General features: G+C 64.8%; 17 protein-coding genes. 12 read left to right on the forward strand and 5 right to left on the reverse strand.

Annotation, left to right across the window (positions count from 1 at the left end):
- Positions 1 to 35: 35 nt before the first annotated feature.
- Positions 36 to 665, forward strand: coding sequence for an exopolysaccharide biosynthesis protein (locus VWN43_RS01240; protein WP_320180989.1), 630 nt, complete (start codon positions 36 to 38; stop codon positions 663 to 665).
- 120 nt (positions 666 to 785) lie between these two features.
- Positions 786 to 2,744: an ATP-dependent zinc metalloprotease FtsH gene (gene ftsH, locus VWN43_RS01245; RefSeq protein WP_320180988.1), complete on the forward strand. Its 1,959-nt coding sequence runs from the start codon at positions 786 to 788 to the stop codon at positions 2,742 to 2,744.
- 87 nt (positions 2,745 to 2,831) lie between these two features.
- On the opposite strand, the gene VWN43_RS01250 is transcribed toward ftsH, so the two are convergent.
- Positions 2,832 to 4,013, reverse strand: coding sequence for a DUF3667 domain-containing protein (locus VWN43_RS01250; RefSeq protein WP_320180987.1), 1,182 nt, complete (start codon positions 4,011 to 4,013; stop codon positions 2,832 to 2,834).
- 108 nt (positions 4,014 to 4,121) lie between these two features.
- Positions 4,122 to 4,466 carry a DNA-directed RNA polymerase subunit omega gene (gene rpoZ / locus VWN43_RS01255; RefSeq protein WP_253519965.1) on the reverse strand — a complete coding sequence of 115 codons (345 nt, stop codon included), beginning with the start codon at positions 4,464 to 4,466 and terminating at the stop codon, positions 4,122 to 4,124.
- Between the two features lie 110 nt (positions 4,467 to 4,576).
- Between rpoZ and VWN43_RS01260 the strand changes: the two genes are divergently transcribed.
- Complete coding sequence (locus VWN43_RS01260; protein WP_320180986.1) at positions 4,577 to 5,758, forward strand: phospholipase D-like domain-containing protein; 1,182 nt, start codon at positions 4,577 to 4,579, stop codon at positions 5,756 to 5,758.
- Position 5,759: 1 nt separating this feature from the next.
- Here VWN43_RS01260 and VWN43_RS01265 read toward each other — a convergent pair whose 3' ends face one another.
- Positions 5,760 to 7,280: a replicative DNA helicase gene (locus VWN43_RS01265; protein ID WP_253519943.1), complete on the reverse strand. Its 1,521-nt coding sequence runs from the start codon at positions 7,278 to 7,280 to the stop codon at positions 5,760 to 5,762.
- Between the two features lie 139 nt (positions 7,281 to 7,419).
- Between VWN43_RS01265 and VWN43_RS01270 the strand changes: the two genes are divergently transcribed.
- The 5 genes from VWN43_RS01270 to VWN43_RS01290 all read left to right on the forward strand — a co-directional run bounded on the left by VWN43_RS01270 (position 7,420) and on the right by VWN43_RS01290 (position 10,338).
- Positions 7,420 to 7,923, forward strand: coding sequence for a UPF0262 family protein (locus VWN43_RS01270; protein ID WP_320180985.1), 504 nt, complete (start codon positions 7,420 to 7,422; stop codon positions 7,921 to 7,923).
- Between the two features lie 10 nt (positions 7,924 to 7,933).
- A complete protein-coding gene (locus VWN43_RS01275) occupies positions 7,934 to 8,662 on the forward strand; it encodes a glycoside hydrolase family 25 protein (protein ID WP_320180984.1) in 729 nt (242 codons plus the stop codon).
- Positions 8,663 to 8,672: 10 nt separating this feature from the next.
- Positions 8,673 to 9,077, forward strand: a complete 405-nt coding sequence (locus VWN43_RS01280) for a cytidine deaminase (protein ID WP_320180983.1) — start codon at positions 8,673 to 8,675, stop codon at positions 9,075 to 9,077.
- Positions 9,074 to 10,093, forward strand: a complete 1,020-nt coding sequence (locus VWN43_RS01285) for a S66 peptidase family protein (protein ID WP_320180982.1) — start codon at positions 9,074 to 9,076, stop codon at positions 10,091 to 10,093. Before VWN43_RS01280 ends, VWN43_RS01285 begins: the two co-directional genes overlap by 4 nt.
- 71 nt (positions 10,094 to 10,164) lie before the next feature.
- Positions 10,165 to 10,338, forward strand: a complete 174-nt coding sequence (locus VWN43_RS01290) for a hypothetical protein (RefSeq protein ID WP_253519927.1) — start codon at positions 10,165 to 10,167, stop codon at positions 10,336 to 10,338.
- A gap of 9 nt (positions 10,339 to 10,347) precedes the next feature.
- Here the strand turns inward: VWN43_RS01290 and VWN43_RS01295 are convergent, their stop codons facing one another.
- Complete coding sequence (locus VWN43_RS01295; RefSeq protein WP_320180981.1) at positions 10,348 to 11,487, reverse strand: M14 family metallopeptidase; 1,140 nt, start codon at positions 11,485 to 11,487, stop codon at positions 10,348 to 10,350.
- On the reverse strand, positions 11,484 to 12,089 hold the full coding sequence (locus VWN43_RS01300; RefSeq protein WP_320180980.1) for a DUF4136 domain-containing protein: 606 nt from the start codon (positions 12,087 to 12,089) through the stop codon (positions 11,484 to 11,486). The genes VWN43_RS01295 and VWN43_RS01300 overlap by 4 nt, the downstream gene beginning before the upstream one ends.
- A 136-nt stretch (positions 12,090 to 12,225) precedes the next feature.
- Here VWN43_RS01300 and galE point away from each other — a divergent pair, with 136 nt between their 5' ends.
- From galE to VWN43_RS01320, 4 genes are all read left to right on the forward strand, one after another.
- A complete protein-coding gene (gene galE / locus VWN43_RS01305) occupies positions 12,226 to 13,236 on the forward strand; it encodes a UDP-glucose 4-epimerase GalE (RefSeq protein WP_320180979.1) in 1,011 nt (336 codons plus the stop codon).
- An 88-nt stretch (positions 13,237 to 13,324) separates the two neighbouring features.
- Positions 13,325 to 13,789, forward strand: a complete 465-nt coding sequence (locus VWN43_RS01310) for a YbgC/FadM family acyl-CoA thioesterase (RefSeq protein WP_320180978.1) — start codon at positions 13,325 to 13,327, stop codon at positions 13,787 to 13,789.
- Positions 13,786 to 14,484: a protein TolQ gene (tolQ, locus tag VWN43_RS01315; RefSeq protein WP_320180977.1), complete on the forward strand. Its 699-nt coding sequence runs from the start codon at positions 13,786 to 13,788 to the stop codon at positions 14,482 to 14,484. Before VWN43_RS01310 ends, tolQ begins: the two co-directional genes overlap by 4 nt.
- A complete protein-coding gene (locus VWN43_RS01320; protein WP_320180976.1) occupies positions 14,484 to 14,957 on the forward strand; it encodes an ExbD/TolR family protein in 474 nt (157 codons plus the stop codon). The genes tolQ and VWN43_RS01320 overlap by 1 nt, the downstream gene beginning before the upstream one ends.
- Positions 14,958 to 14,962: the final 5 nt, after the last annotated feature.

Genomic DNA, 14,962 nt, shown 5'->3' on the forward strand with positions numbered 1-14,962 from the left:
CTTTTGGCTCCCGGCGCGTTTATGGCGCAAGGGAGATGCTTGAGGTGCAACACGAACCGACCAGCATGCGCGAAGTGCTCGGTGAGCTCGACGAGCTGGCCTCGACGCATGACGAGGTCTGCGTTGCCGATGTGCTCGACGATTTCGGCGAACGCAGCTTCGGCCCGTTCATCATGCTCCCCGCGCTGCTTGAAATCACGCCCATCGGCGGCATCCCCGGCCTGCCCACCGCGCTGGCGCTGTTTATCGCGCTGATCGCGATCCAGCTCCTCGTGGGGCGCGACCATGTATGGATGCCGCGCTTCGTCCAGCAGCGCTCGGTCGGCTCGAAGAAACTGCATAAATCGGTCCGCAAACTGCGCGGGCTCGCCAATTTTCTCGATCACCATAGCGAAGGGCGGCTGGAAGGCCTGACGCAGGGCGCCGCGATCAGGCTGGTCGCCGCGGCGGTGATCCTGCTGTGCTGCACGGTCCCGCCGCTCGAATTCCTGCCTTTCGCCAGTTCGGTTCCGATGCTCGCCATAGCGGTTTTGGGCCTGGCCCTGACCGTACGCGACGGCGCCCTGGTGCTGGGAGCGCTCCTCTTTACCGCGCTTGCCACCGCTCTGGGGCTTGCCATGTACTTCAATTCTTCGGGCGACGGCGCGGGCCTGCCGTTCCTTTAGCCAGCGCTGCCGTCGGCCCGACCGTGCCCGCAGCGAGCATAACGGGAATTCCCTTGGCTCGGCGCAACTTGCCATTCACCTGTCGCACCCTACATAATCGGGAACGAAAGGACTCCGTGCATGAGCGACCAGAATTCCCCGCCCGAGCCTGAGGGCAACGGCCCGAACCCCTGGGTGAAGAGCCTGATGATCTGGGGCGGCATCTTCCTTGCCCTGCTGATGGTCGTTTCGGTCTTCGGCGGCGGGTCGAGCGGCGGTGGCGCGCAGATCCTCTATTCCGACTTCCGCGACAAGGTCGCCGAAGGTTCGGTTGCCAGCGTGCAGATTTCCGACACCTCGATTGTCGGCGAGATGAAGAATGGCGAGCAGTTCTCGGCCATTCCCGTCCCCAATGACACCACGCTGCCGCAGCTGCTCGAAGACAATGGCGTGCGCTATTCGGGGGTCGAGGCCGATAGCGGCAATCTCCTGCTCTACGCGCTGATCCAGATCCTGCCCTTCGTGCTGATCCTCGGCATCGCCTTCTTCGCCCTGCGCCAGGTCCAGAAGGGCGGCGGCGCGGGCGGCGCGATGGGTTTTGGCAAGTCCAAGGCCAAGATGCTCACCGAACGGCAGGGCAAGGTCACCTTCGCCGATGTCGCGGGGATCGACGAAGCCCGCGAGGAGCTCGAGGAAATCGTCGAATTCCTCAAGGATCCGCAGCGCTTCTCCAAGCTCGGCGGGCAGATCCCCAAGGGCGCGCTGCTGGTCGGTTCGCCCGGTACCGGCAAGACGCTGCTGGCGCGCGCGATCGCGGGTGAAGCGGGCGTGCCCTTCTTCACCATCTCGGGTTCGGACTTCGTCGAAATGTTCGTCGGCGTCGGCGCCAGCCGCGTGCGCGACATGTTCGAACAGGCGAAGAAGAACGCGCCCTGCATCCTGTTCATCGACGAAATCGACGCGGTCGGCCGTAGCCGTGGCCACGGCCTCGGCAATTCGAACGACGAACGCGAACAGACGCTCAACCAGCTGCTGGTCGAGATGGACGGGTTTGAGGCGAACGAAGGCATCATCATCATCGCGGCGACCAACCGCCCAGATGTGCTCGACCCCGCGCTGCTGCGTCCGGGCCGGTTCGACCGCCAAGTCGTCGTGCCCGTGCCCGATATCGAAGGGCGCGAGAAGATTCTCGCCGTCCATATGAAGAAGGTACCGCTGGCGCCCGATGTGAACCCGCGCACCATCGCGCGCGGTACGCCGGGCTTCTCGGGTGCCGATCTCGCCAACCTCGTCAACGAGGCGGCGCTGCTCGCTGCGCGGCGCAACAAGCGCCTTGTCGCGATGCAGGAGTTCGAGGACGCCAAGGACAAGGTCATGATGGGCGCCGAACGGCGTTCGATGGTCATGACCGAGGACGAAAAGCAGATGACCGCCTATCACGAGGCCGGTCATGCGCTGGTCAGCCTCAATGAACCCGCGTCGGACCCGATCCACAAGGCGACGATCATCCCGCGTGGCCGCGCGCTGGGCATGGTCATGCGCCTGCCCGAGCGCGACAACTACTCCTACCACCGCGACAAGATGCATGCGAACCTCGCGGTTGCCATGGGTGGCCGGGTCGCCGAGGAAATCATCTTCGGCCACGACAAGGTGTCGAGCGGCGCTTCGGGCGACATCCAGTATGCCACCGATCTGGCGCGCAACATGGTCACCAAATGGGGCATGAGCGACAAGCTCGGGCCGCTGCAATACGAGGCGAGCCAGGAAGGCTATCTCGGCATGGGCCAGACCGCACGCACCATGTCGGGCGCGGAGACCAACAAGTTGATCGATGCCGAAATCAAGCGGCTGGTCGAAGAAGGCCTGGCGCGCGCCAAGGACGTTCTGACCAAGCAGGAGGACAAGCTCCACCTGCTCGCGCAGGCCATGCTCGAATACGAAACGCTGACCGGTGACGAGATCGACCAGTTGATGAAGGACGGCAAGATCGACCGCCCCGACGAGCCCAAGGGCCCGATCGCGGTCAAGCCGGTCGGGGGCATCGCGGTGCCCAAAGCAGGCCGCAAGCTTGGCGGAGGGCCCGCACCGCAGGGTGCCTGATCCCGCGCCAGAGAAATCGTCCTTGTGACGCGAAAAGCCCTTCCGGTTCCGATCGGGAGGGCTTTTTCGTTGCGTCGCCCGCCTCGGCTAGAACAGGCCGAGCAGCGCCAGAAGGACGGTAAACATCAAGAGAATGAACATGATCGCGACGCTGAGCACCGCCAGTCGCCATAGCGCCGAGAAGCGCGACAGCCGGTAGGTGCCGCGCAAGTGTTTGTAGATGTGGATCGGCGGGACGAAGATCGACAACAGCGTCATGGTCGAGGCGCCCGCACCGGCGAGACCCGCCAGCACAATTGCCAGAATGAACAGCGTCATGAAGCTCAGCGAGTAGGTGACGAAGATCGCATGGTCGTATGCCCTGAATGCGCGCTTCCACGCGAACAGCACCCACACGAAGGGTATCGAGAGCGGAATCAGGAGCCAGCTGAATTTGTAGAAGTTGGTCTGCAGTTTGTAGAGCATGAGCCCGGGGTTCATGCGCCACTTCTTGACCGCGGCCTGGAACCAGGGAACGCTTTCCAGCTCGCCTTCCCAGCCTTCGACCGTGACCAGTTCGCTGTTTGCGTCCGCCGGTGCAATTTCAGTGTCGCTGCCTTCCGTGGGCGCTTCTGCTGCAACGGCCGGGCGTGCGCCTGCCTTCGGTTCGCCAAGAAAGGGCAGTTCGCTGCGCGCCCTTACCAGCGCATCGAGCTGGCGTTCGACGTCGGCCAGCGATTCCTGCGCGCGTTCCCTGCGCGTCTCGCTGATCTCGGGATCATTTACGCGCGAAGCGAAGAGATCGCGCCGTTCGAGCAATTCGCCTTGCTGCTCGGCAGTCAGTTCCTGCAATTGCGCGTCGGTGTCGCCGGGGATGTCGACGGGCGCGCTGATCCCGGCGATCTGGAACACGGCAAACATCAGGAAGATGCAGAACAGGAATAGCGCCATCGGGCTGACGAAGCGCTTGCGCTGACCATCGATGTAACGCCGGGTCAGTTCGCCGGGCTTGGCGACCAGCAGCGGCAGCGTGCGCCAGGTCTTGCCGTCGAAATGAAGTGCGCCATGCAGCAGATCGTGCATGAATGCGCTGAGTGTGCGGTGCAGATGCGCCTGCTGTCCGCAGGAATGGCAATGGTCGCCAATCAGTTCGGTGCCGCAGTTGAGGCATGCACCCTCGGCGAAATGGCCCTTGCTAAGCGTCGTCGCCCGGCTCGACTTGCCGGCCACGGCGCGCGCAAACAACCCGCCTTCCACGGCTGTCCCGAGCCCTTCTGCGATATCGGTCATGATGCCTCCCTGTCGCGGGACAGGGTAATGCGCTCGGCCCCCATGCTGCAATGCAAAAAGGCCGCCCGAGGGCGGCCTTTCAGGGAAGCATCGTCGGTATCGAACGGCTCAGCCGTCGTAATCGGCGCCGATCGAGGTCGAGCGCGTCGGCGCGGAAGCGGTGATCCGCAGCGCTTCGGCCGACTGACTGAGCGAGCCGACTTCATCCATCTCGTCATCGTCGTCGGGCAGGATTTTCTGCAAATTGGTAACCGCAGCTTCGTGCAGTTCCTTGGGCTTGATCGTCTGTTCGGCGATCTCACGCAGCGCGACGACCGGGTTCTTGTCGCGATCGCGATCGACGGTCAGCTCCGCACCGCCCGAAATCTCGCGCGCCCGCTGGGCAGCCAGCAGGACGAGATCGAAACGGTTGGGGACCTTGTCTACGCAGTCTTCGACGGTAACGCGCGCCATGGGGCACTCCGATGCAAATCAAGTGATTCCGGGAAAGCGCGCCACATAGGTTCCGCGCGGGAAATAGTCAAGGATTTGCGCGGTGCGGACAAGCGGCTAAGCCCTCCGCGATGGGAACTGCCGAAGCCGCCGACCGCAATGCGGATTATGCCGAACCGGCGCCGTTCGAGGCCGAGGCCGCGGGGCAGCGGCTGGTCTTCTATCCGGCGGGGGCGGACCGGCGCGCAGCGCTGTTCGACCTGGTCGAAAGCGCGCGCACGCGGCTCGATGTGTGCTTCTACATCTTCGCCGAAGACGGCGTCGGGGCGCAGTTTCGCGATGCGCTCGCGGCAGCGGCGCGGCGCGGGGTCCGCGTAACGCTGATCGTCGACCAGTTCGGTGCGGGCGCGAGCGATGATTTCCTGCGCCCGCTGACCGATGCCGGCGGCGTGTGCCTGCGCTTTTCCGCCAAATGGACGCGGCGCTATCTGATTCGCAACCACCAGAAGCTGGTGATTGCGGATGGCGTGCGTGCGATGTTCGGCGGGTTCAACATCGCCGATGCCTATTTCGCGCCGCCCGAACAGAACGGCTGGGCCGATCTCGGCATCGTCATCGAGGGATCGGCGGTCGAAGGCCTCAACGACTGGTATGCCCGGCTGCGCCACTGGACCGAGCGCGAGGAACAGCATGCGCGCGAGATCGCGCGGACGGTGCGCGACTGGCAATGGCAGCAGCCGGGGGTCACCTGGCTGGTCGGCGGGCCGACGCGCGGCCTGTCGAGCTGGGCACGCTGCGTGTCGGACGATCTGCTGAACGGCGAACGGCTCGACATGTTCATGGCCTATTTCAGCCCGCCCAAGCGGTTGCTGCGCCGCATGGGCGCGATCGCGCAAAAGGGCGCGACGCGGTTGGTGATGGCGGGCAAGTCGGACAATGGCGCGACCATCGGTGCGAGCCGCTCGCTCTATTCCTACCTGCTGTCGAAACGCGCGCAGATCTGGGAGTTCGCGCCGTGCAAGCTGCACACCAAGCTAATCGTGCTCGACGATGCCGTCTATCTCGGCAGCGCCAATTTCGACATGCGCAGCCTTTATATCAACCTGGAACTGATGCTGAAGGTGGAAGATGCCGCGCTGGCCGACCGCATGCGCGACTTCGTCAGCCAGCAGATTGCCGCGTCGCAGCGCATCACCGTCCCCTTGCACAAGCAGCGAGCGACGCTGTGGAACCGCATCCGCTGGAACCTCAGCTGGCTGCTGGTTTCGGTGATCGACTACACGGTGACCCGGAGGCTCAACCTGGGCATCTGACCTATTCGTAATCGTCGTAATGGCGCACGTCGGGACTGCTGAACTTGGTGAACTCGCTGTGGAACAGCAGCGGGACGTTGCCGGTGGAGCCGTGACGCTGCTTGGAAACGATCAGCGTGGCCTTGTTGACCAGTTCGAGATGGCGCGCTTCCCATTCGGCATATTTCATCCGCACTTCTTCCGACGAGGTTTCGTCGGGCGTGTCGGGCTTGAGCGCATTGTGGTAATATTCGGCGCGGAAGATGAACCACACCATGTCGGCGTCCTGCTCGATCGAGCCCGATTCGCGCAAATCGGACAGCTGCGGGCGCTTGTCCTCGCGCTGTTCGACCTGACGGCTGAGCTGCGACAGTGCGACCACCGGGACATGCAGTTCCTTGGCCAGCGTCTTGAGGCCCCGGCTGATCTCCGAAATCTCGTTCACGCGGTTGTCGCTGGCGCGCCCCGAACCCTGCAGCAATTGCAGATAGTCGACGATGACGAGCCCGATATTGTGCCGCCGCTTGAGCCGCCGCGCGCGGGTGCGCAGCGCGCCGATGGTCAGTGCGGGGGTGTCGTCGATATACAGCGGCAGATCGGTCAGTTCCTGGCTTGCAAAGCTGAGGCGCTGGAATTCCTCGCGGCTGAGCTTGCCCGAACGCAGCTTCTCGCTCGAAATCTCGGCCTGTTCCGCGAGGATACGCGTAGCCAGCTGGTCGGCGCTCATTTCGAGGCTGAAGAACGCGACACCGGCACCGGGCGACTTGTCGGGCTCGATCCCCGCTTTCTGATCGTCCATCAGCCGGCGCGCGGCGTTGAAGGCGATATTGGTCGCGAGCGAGGTCTTGCCCATAGCCGGGCGGCCGGCGAGGATCACGAGGTCCGAATTGTGCAAGCCGCTGGTCTTGTCGTTGATCGTGTCGAGACCGGTGGTCTTGCCCGAAAAGCGCCCGCCCGAATTCATCGCCGCCTGGACGACTTCCAGCGCGCCGAAGGCAGCCTTGCGGAAGGTCTGCGCTTCATTGCCCGAACTGGCACCCTCGGCCACGCGGTAGAGATCGGCTTCGGCCTGCTCGATCTTGCGCAGCGGCTCGACCTCATCAGAGGTGTCGAGCGCGCCTTCGACGAGATTGCGCCCCACGCTGACCAGTTCGCGCAGCAGCGCAAGGTCGTAGATCTGTTCGGCCAGCTGGCGCGGGTGGAGCAGCCCCTGCCCGTCGGCGGTCAGCTGCGCGAGATAGGTCACCCCGCCCAATTGCTTGAGCGCTTCGTCGGCTTCGAAATAGGGCCGCAGCGTGACCGGCGTGGCGACCGAATTGCGATCGAGCAGCCGCAGGACGCGCTCGTAGATGCGCTGGTGCACCGGCTCGTGGAAATGCTCCGCCATCAGCGGCGTGGTCAGTTCCTCGATCACCTTGTTGTCGATCAGCACCGCGCCGAGGAACGCGGCTTCGGCTTCGAGGTTGGCGGGCAGCACGGGGCCCTTCGCCGGTTTCGTGGAAGTCGAATCGTCGGCGGGGACAAGAAGGTCGGTATCGGGCATCGCGCCCTGATGCGCTTCGCCGTGCATGGATGACAAGGAATTTGGGCAGCTAAATTTTTCGTGCGGGCTGTGGATAGTGGGGACACATCGCCAAGCCCTTGCCGCACCCTGCCTATCTCTGCGAAAGCAGCGCCCAGCCATGACCGATTCCGCAACCTCCCCGGGCGACCATCGCATCGCGCATATCGAGCTCGACGAGGAGACGATCATCTGGCGCAATGCCGATATCGAGCAGGAACGGCGGATCGCGATCTTCGACCTGATCGAGGAAAATACCTTCAAGCCGCTGCGCGCGGCCGAACGCGGCGCCGATGGACCCTATCGTCTCAAGCTCGCCGTGCGCGACGGGCGATTGCTGATGGAAATCGCCGACGAACAGCAGCAATTGCTCGAGGAATTGCTGCTCGGCCTGGCACGTTTCCGCCGCCCGATCCGCGAATATTTCGCGATCTGCGACAGCTATTACCAGGCCATCCGCAAGGCCACCCCGTCGGAGATCGAGACCATCGACATGGCCCGCCGCGGCGTCCACAATCAGGCCGCCGAATTGCTCATGGAGCGGCTCGAGGGGAAGATCGAAACCGATTTCGCCACCGCCCGCCGCCTGTTCACGCTGATCTGCGTGCTGCATATCAAGGGCTGAGGGAGAGCGCATGGCCAAACGCGGACGCAAACGGCGCACGGTTCGCCTGCCCCCGGTGCTGTCGCGCGCGGGCAAGACCGCCATGTTCCTGGTGCTCATCGCCCTGATCGGGGCGGCCTATGCCTGGCACGAAGGACGCGACTGGCGGCCGGACGAGGAGCTTTGGCCCGACCAGGGCGCGCTGGTGAGTGCGGGCGATGGCGCGGTCGATTTCGACACGCTGGCCGGGCTCGGCGCCCAATTCGTCTATCTCGAGGCCAGCGACGGGGCCGCGCGCAAGGATGCCGGTTTCGGGCCCAACTTCGCCCGTGCGCGCAATGCCGGTCTGCAGGTCGGCGCGGCGCATCGCTTCGATCCCTGCGCCGTGGCCGATGGACAATCGGGCAATTTCGTCACCATGGTCCCGCGCGATGCCGAGCTGCTGCCGCCCGCGATCCTGCTTGAAACCACCGCGGACGATTGCCCGACGCGGGTATCGGACGCCGCGGTGCAGAGCGAACTGACGACGCTGGTCAACCAGATCGAGGCGCATGCGGGCAAACCCGCCATCCTGGCCCCGGTCGAGGATTTCGAGGCGGCCTATGCCCCGTCGCGCCGCTTCGACCGGCAATTGTGGCTGACCCGTAGCTGGTTCGAACCCGAATATGCCACACGCCCCTGGCTGATGTGGACCGCCAATCGCTGGTACCAGACCGAAGCGGCGCAGGAGCCGTTACGCTGGGTCGTGGTCCGGCCCTGAGGATAGTGTGATGACCGACGAAGAGCTGATCGCCGCCGCCCGCGCGGCCTCGCGCCATTCCTACTCGCCCTATTCGAACTTCGCAGTGGGCGCCGCCCTGCGCTTTGCCGACGGCAGCGTGGTGACCGGAACCAATATCGAGAATGCGAGCTATGGCCTCGCGCTGTGCGCCGAGGCGGTCGCGGTTTCGAAGGCCATGGCCGATGGCGTGCGCGGCGGGCTCGAAGCGGTGGCGGTGACCGGGCCGGGGGCCGATCCCATCACTCCCTGCGGACGCTGCAGGCAGGTGCTCAACGAGCTCGCGCAGCTTGGCGGGACCGATCCCGAAGTGCTCTGCGTGGGGCCGGACAGCGTCCGCAAGGTGCGCCTGTCCGACCTTTTGCCCGACGCTTTCGGACCCGCGAGCCTCGGATGATCGCGCGGCGTACCGCGCTGGGCCTGCTTGGCGGGCTGGCGGGTGCAGCGGTGACGCCGGGCCGACTGGCGGCAGCGCCTCCTCGCAAACCGCCGCGGTTGCGGCAGGGCGATACGGTGGGCCTCGTCGCCCCCGCGAGCGCCGTGACGCTGCCCGACGAACTCGACCGCGCGATCCACTGGATCCGCGGCATGGGGCTGGTCCCCAAGCTTGGTGCGCATGTCGCGGACCAAGAGGGCTATCTTGCCGGCAGTGATGCGGACCGGGCGGCGGATATCGCGGCCATGTTCGCCGCGCCCGACGTCCGCGCGATCTTCGCGGTGCGCGGGGGCTGGGGCGGGGCACGCATCCTCCCGCTGCTCGATTGGGACACGATCCGCGCCAATCCCAAGCTGCTGATCGGTTACAGCGATACCAGCGCGCTGCATCTCGCCATCGCCGCGCGCGCCGGTTTCGCGACGCTGCATGCCCCCAATGCCGCGAGCCGGTGGGAGGGGGAAAGCTGGGACAGCCTGTGGCGCATCGCCTTTGCCGGGGGAGTGCCCATGCTCGGTGGCGGGAGGATCGAGGAGGCGACCGGCCGGCCCGCACGAACTCTCGTACCCGGCACTACGAGAGGGCGGCTGCTGGGCGGGAATCTGACGATCCTCTCGACTCTGATGGGCACCGGCTGGCTTCCCGACCTCGATGGCGCGATCCTGTTTCTCGAGGACATCAATGAAGAGCCTTACCGCGTCGACCGCATGCTTCAGCAATTGCGGCTGGCGGGGATATTCGAACGCGCGGCGGGCGTGGTCTTCGGCCAATGCACCCGCTGCACGGTGCGCGATCCCGACTATGCGGGGTTTACGCTCGACGATGTGCTCGACTGGCATCTGGGCGATCTGGGCAAGCCGGTGATCGCAGGCTTCAACACCGGCCATGTCCGCAACCAGCTGTGCCTGCCGGTCAATGTCCCCGTTGAACTGGACGCCGCTTCGCGGACGCTGCGGATGCTCGAACCGGCTGTTGCCTGAAGCCACGCGATCGTGATCGCTTCCCAGGTGGTTTCGGGCTATCGGGGGAGAGTCAGGAGACACCCCCCACTATGAAATTCGTTGCCCTTGATTCGCGTGGCGGAAACTACCTCGTAGTTGCGTCCAACATCGCATGGCTGCGTGCGGCCGAAAACGGCCAGACCACCGTCGGCATCGTCGGCGGCCAGCCGCTGCTGGTCACCGGCACGATGGACGAAGTCTCGCGCAAGATCCTCGACGACTGAAGCCTGCGCTTAGCTGTCCTGCGTTTCGATCAGTTCGAGCAGTGACGCGAGGCAGTCGCGTGCGAGCATCTTGCAGCGTTCCGGGCTCCAGCCCTGCTCGGGCTCGGGATTGGCCTTGTTGTCCTTATAGGGCATTTCCAGCGTCATCGCGGTCGCGCCGAAGCGTTCGGCGACCTGGTTGGTGCTCATCGACAGATTGGCCCGGCCCGGTGCCGACTTGGTATAGCCCAGCTCGGTCTGGAAATCGGGGGTGCGGCGGTCGAGGATCGCTTCGTAGCGATAGTAGCGTTCGCCCTGTTCGTCGGTCCAGCTGGGGATGCCTTCGAAACCGGCCAGGAAGCTGACGGGGATCGCCTCGTCGCCGTGGACGTCCATGGCGAAATCGACGCCGGTCTTGTCCATGTGGTTGCGGATCGCGAGGACTTCGGGTGATTTTTCCGCGGTCGGGTTTTCCCATTCGCGGTTGAGGTTGGTGCCCGCTGCGTTGACGCGCAGATTGCCGCGCTTCGAGCCGTCGGGATTGCAATTGGGCACCAGATTCAGGCGGCACCGCTTGCGCAATTCGCGGCCCACGCTGTCGGCGGGATCGGTCAGCACTTCAAGCGCGCCTTCCATCCACCATTCGGCCTGCGTTTCGCCCGGATGCTGGCGCGCATAGAGCCACACGTTGAAGCGGCCTTCGCCCATTTCGAGGCAATCGAGCGGCTGCCCGTCGAGCGTCGTGCCCAGATGGACATGGTCGACGCCTTCGGACGACGCGGCTTCGGCGATGAGATCGTGATGGCGCTCCATCGAATAGGGCGCAAAATAGGCGAACCAGGCGATATCGCTGGCGGGCGTATAGCGGATCGTCAGCGTACCGCCGTCGGCATCCTTGTCATAGGACGAGACAGCGCGGCCCCAATAGTCGCGATCTTCGGATACGCAGGCGTCGTAATCGGGCCAGCCGCCGGGGTAGGCGCTCTGTTCGAGGCCGGTGATCATCAGTACCAGCTCGCGTCCCGCAGCGCCTGCGACCCGGAAATGGAACCACTGTTTGAAATCGCTATGGGTGTCCTTCGGGATCGCCAGCTTCGCGCTGGCGCCATCCACCGAAAGGACCTCGATATTGCCACTGTCGAAGGCAGAATCGATCCGGATATCGTTCACTCGGTAACCTCTACTTCTATCGTTTCGCCATTGTTGCCGGGGAACTCCCGGAACAGCGCTGAGGCGACCGTCTGGGCGTTCGCCTGGCCCCGCGCAAGGGGTGAATTCTCGGGCGGCTGGAAATCGGCGCGGCCTTCCCAGATGCTCTGCCCGGTGGCTTCGTCGCGGATGGTTACGGCAAGCTCGGTGCCGAGGCGATCCTTCGCCCCGCCGCCCAGATTGATCCCGATCCCCACGCCGACGCCCGAGCCATAGCTGCCGGTCGATCCGCCGACGCCTACGCTGACCGGGCTGCGCTTTCCGCCGCTGCCGATAACGTATTGCGACAGCGATACCTGCGCGATCTGGCGTGCGCCGCTGCGGTCGGTTTCGCTATAGCCCAGCCGGCGCAATTCCTCGGCGACTGCAGCCTTGTAGGGGGCCAGCGCGAGGCTGTCGCCGCCCGTGCCCGGCGCGGTTTCGACGAAGATGCTGCCCTGGCCCAATTGCGCCGCCAGCTCAGGCGCAACGAAGCGGGTCACCTCGACCGGGCCGACCGGCGTGGTGCAGCCCGCGAGTGTCAGGGTGGCGGCGATGCCCAGGGCGAGGGGGAAGCGGTTCATCTCTGGCGATCCTTCTAACGTCGTAGCGGCCTGAATGCCTGTCCCTGCAACGCATGACGATGCAAATCCGCACCGGGCGTTCGGCCACAGATCTAGAAAGTTGCCGTTACCATTTGGTATGCTACGTCCGCAGGCCATGAGCGAGACGACGAAAGTGCCCGTGCTGGTAACCGGCGGGGCGGGCTATATCGGTAGCCATGCGGTCCTTGCGCTGCGCGACGCAGGCTGGCCGGTGGCCGTGATCGACAATCTGTCGACCGGCTTCGCCTTCGCGGTGCCCGAAGACGTGCCGCTCTACGAAGGCGACATATCCGATACCATCCTGCTCGAGCAGATCTTCGCCGAGCAGGGGATCGAGGCGATCATGCATTTCGCCGGTTCGATCATCGTGCCCGAATCGGTCGAGGACCCGCTCTCCTATTACGACAACAATACGGTGAAGAGCCGGGCGCTGATTGAGGCGGCGGTCGAGGGCGGGGTGCAGCATTTCATCTTCAGCTCGACCGCGGCGACCTATGGCACGCCCGCCAGCTCGCCGGTTTCCGAAGACAGTCCGCGGCAGCCGATCAACCCCTATGGCTGGTCTAAGCTGATGACCGAACAGATGCTGGCCGATTCGAGCGCGGCCTATGGCTTCAACTTCTGCGCCTTGCGCTATTTCAACGTCGCGGGGGCCGACCCGCAGGCGCGCACCGGCCAGTCTACCGCCGGCGCGACGCATCTGATCAAGGTCGCCTGCGAGGCCGCAACCGGCAAGCGCGACGCGGTGGCGGTATTCGGGACCGATTACGACACCCCCGACGGTACCGGCGTGCGCGACTATATCCATGTCAGCGATCTTGCGGCCGCGCATCTGCTGGCGCTCGAGGCGCTGATCGAACAGCCCGAGCGCTCGCTCACGATGAATTGTGGCTACGGGCGCGGGTTCTCGGTGCTCGAGGTGCTCGACGCGGTGGACCGCGTGACCAACCAGACGATCGAACGGCGGCTGGAAGCGCGCCGCGCGGGCGATCCGGCAGAGCTTGTCTCGGACCCCTCGCGCATCCGCGAAACGCTGCCGTGGCAGCCCAAACATGCCGATCTGGCGCAGATCATCACCCATGCGCTGCAATGGGAGCGCAAGCTGTCCGATCTGCGCGGCGAGTGACCCGCTTCCGGCTGGTCGCTCGAATATGTCGTTTCGTCGTTCTGCATTGCCGCGGGAATGGCGGCTCGTCTAAGGGGCGCGCTTGCATATGACCTTGCCCACCTTCCCCGATGGCACGCTCGACGGCGACCGGCACTTCTATGCCGTGCGTGTCTATTACGAAGACACCGATCTTTCGGGGATCACCTATCACGCCAATTACCTGCGCTGGTTCGAACGCGCGCGCAGCGATCTGCTGCGCCAGCTCGAGATCGACCAGCGTTCGGCGATCGAGGCAGGAGTGGGTGCCTATGCGGTGTCGGAGGTCAATCTGAAATACCTTCGCCCCGCCAAGCTCGACGACGATGTGCTGATCGAAACCCGCTGCACCGAACTGCGCGCGGCATCGTGCCGGATGCACCAGCTTGCGTTCAGGTTGACGGGTCAAGAGCGCGAACTTCTGGCCGAGGCACAATTGCGCGTCGGCTTCGTTTCACCCGAAGGCCGGCCCAGGCGCCAGCCGGAGGAATGGCGCGCGGCTTTCGCGCGTTTTGCCGATCAAGGGAACCCATGAGCTCGCTTACTCTCCTCGCCGCCGTGGCACCGACCCGGCTCGATCCGATCCGCCTGTTCCTCGACGCCGATATCGTCGTCCAGCTGGTCATGGTGGGCTTGCTGCTGGCCAGCATCTGGGTGTGGATGATCATCGTCAGTTTCAGCCTGCGGATGCGCAAGCTGCGCAGCCGGACGATCGCTTATGAAGGCGAGTTCTGGGAAGCCGACAGCTTCGACCGGCTGACTTCCGAGCGCGGCCACAAGGACATTCCCGCCGCCCGCGTCGCGCAGGCGGCGGTGGCGGAATACCGCCGTTCGACCAAGAATCCGGTCCGCGATCCCGAAGCCCTGCGCGGACGCATTGCGACTGCCATGGACAGCCAGATCGCACTGGAAGCCGATGACATTGCCGAACGGCTGAACTTTCTTGCCACTGTCGGGTCGGTTGCGCCCTTTGTGGGGCTGTTCGGTACCGTCTGGGGGATCATGAACAGCTTCTTCCAGATCGGTGCGCAGGAAAGCTCCTCGCTCGCCGTGGTCGCGCCCGGGATTTCCGAAGCGCTGTTCGCCACCGCGATCGGCCTTTTCGCGGCGATCCCCGCCGTGATCGCCTACAACCGCTTCAGCCACCGCGTCGATCGCTACGAGGCGCGCCTCCAGCGGTTTGCCGACAAGCTGAATGCGACTTTCAGCCGCCAGCTGGAAACGCGCTGATGGCTATGGGTCTGGCCTCTGCGCGGGGGCCCCGGCGCGGGCGCGGCGGGCGTCGCCAGCCGATGTCCGAGATCAACGTCACGCCCTTCGTCGATGTCATGCTGGTGCTGCTGATCATCTTCATGGTCACCGCGCCGCTGCTGACCGCGGGTGTGCCGATCGACCTGCCCGACAGCCGCGCTGCGCAATTGTCCAACGAGCAGCAGCAGGTCACGATCAGCATCGACCAGGCGGGGTATGTCTATATCGATGACACAGAGGTTCCGCTCGGCGGCCTGCCGCAGGCGCTCGAAAGCCTGCCGCGCATGGGCAGGGACGGGCCTGATATCACGCTGCGTGCTGACCGTGCGCTCGATTATGGCCGGGTCATGGCGGTGATGGGCGAATTGAACCGCGCCGGGCTCAATCGTATCTCGCTGATCACCAACAGCGCCGCCCCGGCGGTCAACACCCGTTCATCGGACGAATCGTAGCGGCG

It is taken from the genome of Qipengyuania sp. HL-TH1 (assembly GCF_036365825.1).
Taxonomy (GTDB): Bacteria; Pseudomonadota; Alphaproteobacteria; order Sphingomonadales; family Sphingomonadaceae; genus Qipengyuania; species Qipengyuania profunda.

What these genes read in the sequence shown, in the direction of transcription:
- VWN43_RS01265 (WP_253519943.1), bottom strand. Translation starts at nt 7,280, where the DNA reads ATGCCCGATACCGACCTTCTTGTCCCCGCCGACGATTCGACTTCCACG.
- VWN43_RS01310 (WP_320180978.1), top strand. Translation starts at nt 13,325, where the DNA reads ATGACCTTGCCCACCTTCCCCGATGGCACGCTCGACGGCGACCGGCAC.
- VWN43_RS01290 (WP_253519927.1), top strand. Translation starts at nt 10,165, where the DNA reads ATGAAATTCGTTGCCCTTGATTCGCGTGGCGGAAACTACCTCGTAGTT.
- tolQ (WP_320180977.1), top strand. Translation starts at nt 13,786, where the DNA reads ATGAGCTCGCTTACTCTCCTCGCCGCCGTGGCACCGACCCGGCTCGAT.
- VWN43_RS01270 (WP_320180985.1), top strand. Translation starts at nt 7,420, where the DNA reads ATGACCGATTCCGCAACCTCCCCGGGCGACCATCGCATCGCGCATATC.
- VWN43_RS01240 (WP_320180989.1), top strand. Translation starts at nt 36, where the DNA reads ATGCTTGAGGTGCAACACGAACCGACCAGCATGCGCGAAGTGCTCGGT.
- VWN43_RS01250 (WP_320180987.1), bottom strand. Translation starts at nt 4,013, where the DNA reads ATGACCGATATCGCAGAAGGGCTCGGGACAGCCGTGGAAGGCGGGTTG.
- rpoZ (WP_253519965.1), bottom strand. Translation starts at nt 4,466, where the DNA reads ATGGCGCGCGTTACCGTCGAAGACTGCGTAGACAAGGTCCCCAACCGT.
- VWN43_RS01275 (WP_320180984.1), top strand. Translation starts at nt 7,934, where the DNA reads ATGGCCAAACGCGGACGCAAACGGCGCACGGTTCGCCTGCCCCCGGTG.
- ftsH (WP_320180988.1), top strand. Translation starts at nt 786, where the DNA reads ATGAGCGACCAGAATTCCCCGCCCGAGCCTGAGGGCAACGGCCCGAAC.
- VWN43_RS01285 (WP_320180982.1), top strand. Translation starts at nt 9,074, where the DNA reads ATGATCGCGCGGCGTACCGCGCTGGGCCTGCTTGGCGGGCTGGCGGGT.
- VWN43_RS01280 (WP_320180983.1), top strand. Translation starts at nt 8,673, where the DNA reads ATGACCGACGAAGAGCTGATCGCCGCCGCCCGCGCGGCCTCGCGCCAT.
- VWN43_RS01260 (WP_320180986.1), top strand. Translation starts at nt 4,577, where the DNA reads ATGGGAACTGCCGAAGCCGCCGACCGCAATGCGGATTATGCCGAACCG.
- VWN43_RS01300 (WP_320180980.1), bottom strand. Translation starts at nt 12,089, where the DNA reads ATGAACCGCTTCCCCCTCGCCCTGGGCATCGCCGCCACCCTGACACTC.
- VWN43_RS01320 (WP_320180976.1), top strand. Translation starts at nt 14,484, where the DNA reads ATGGCTATGGGTCTGGCCTCTGCGCGGGGGCCCCGGCGCGGGCGCGGC.
- galE (WP_320180979.1), top strand. Translation starts at nt 12,226, where the DNA reads ATGAGCGAGACGACGAAAGTGCCCGTGCTGGTAACCGGCGGGGCGGGC.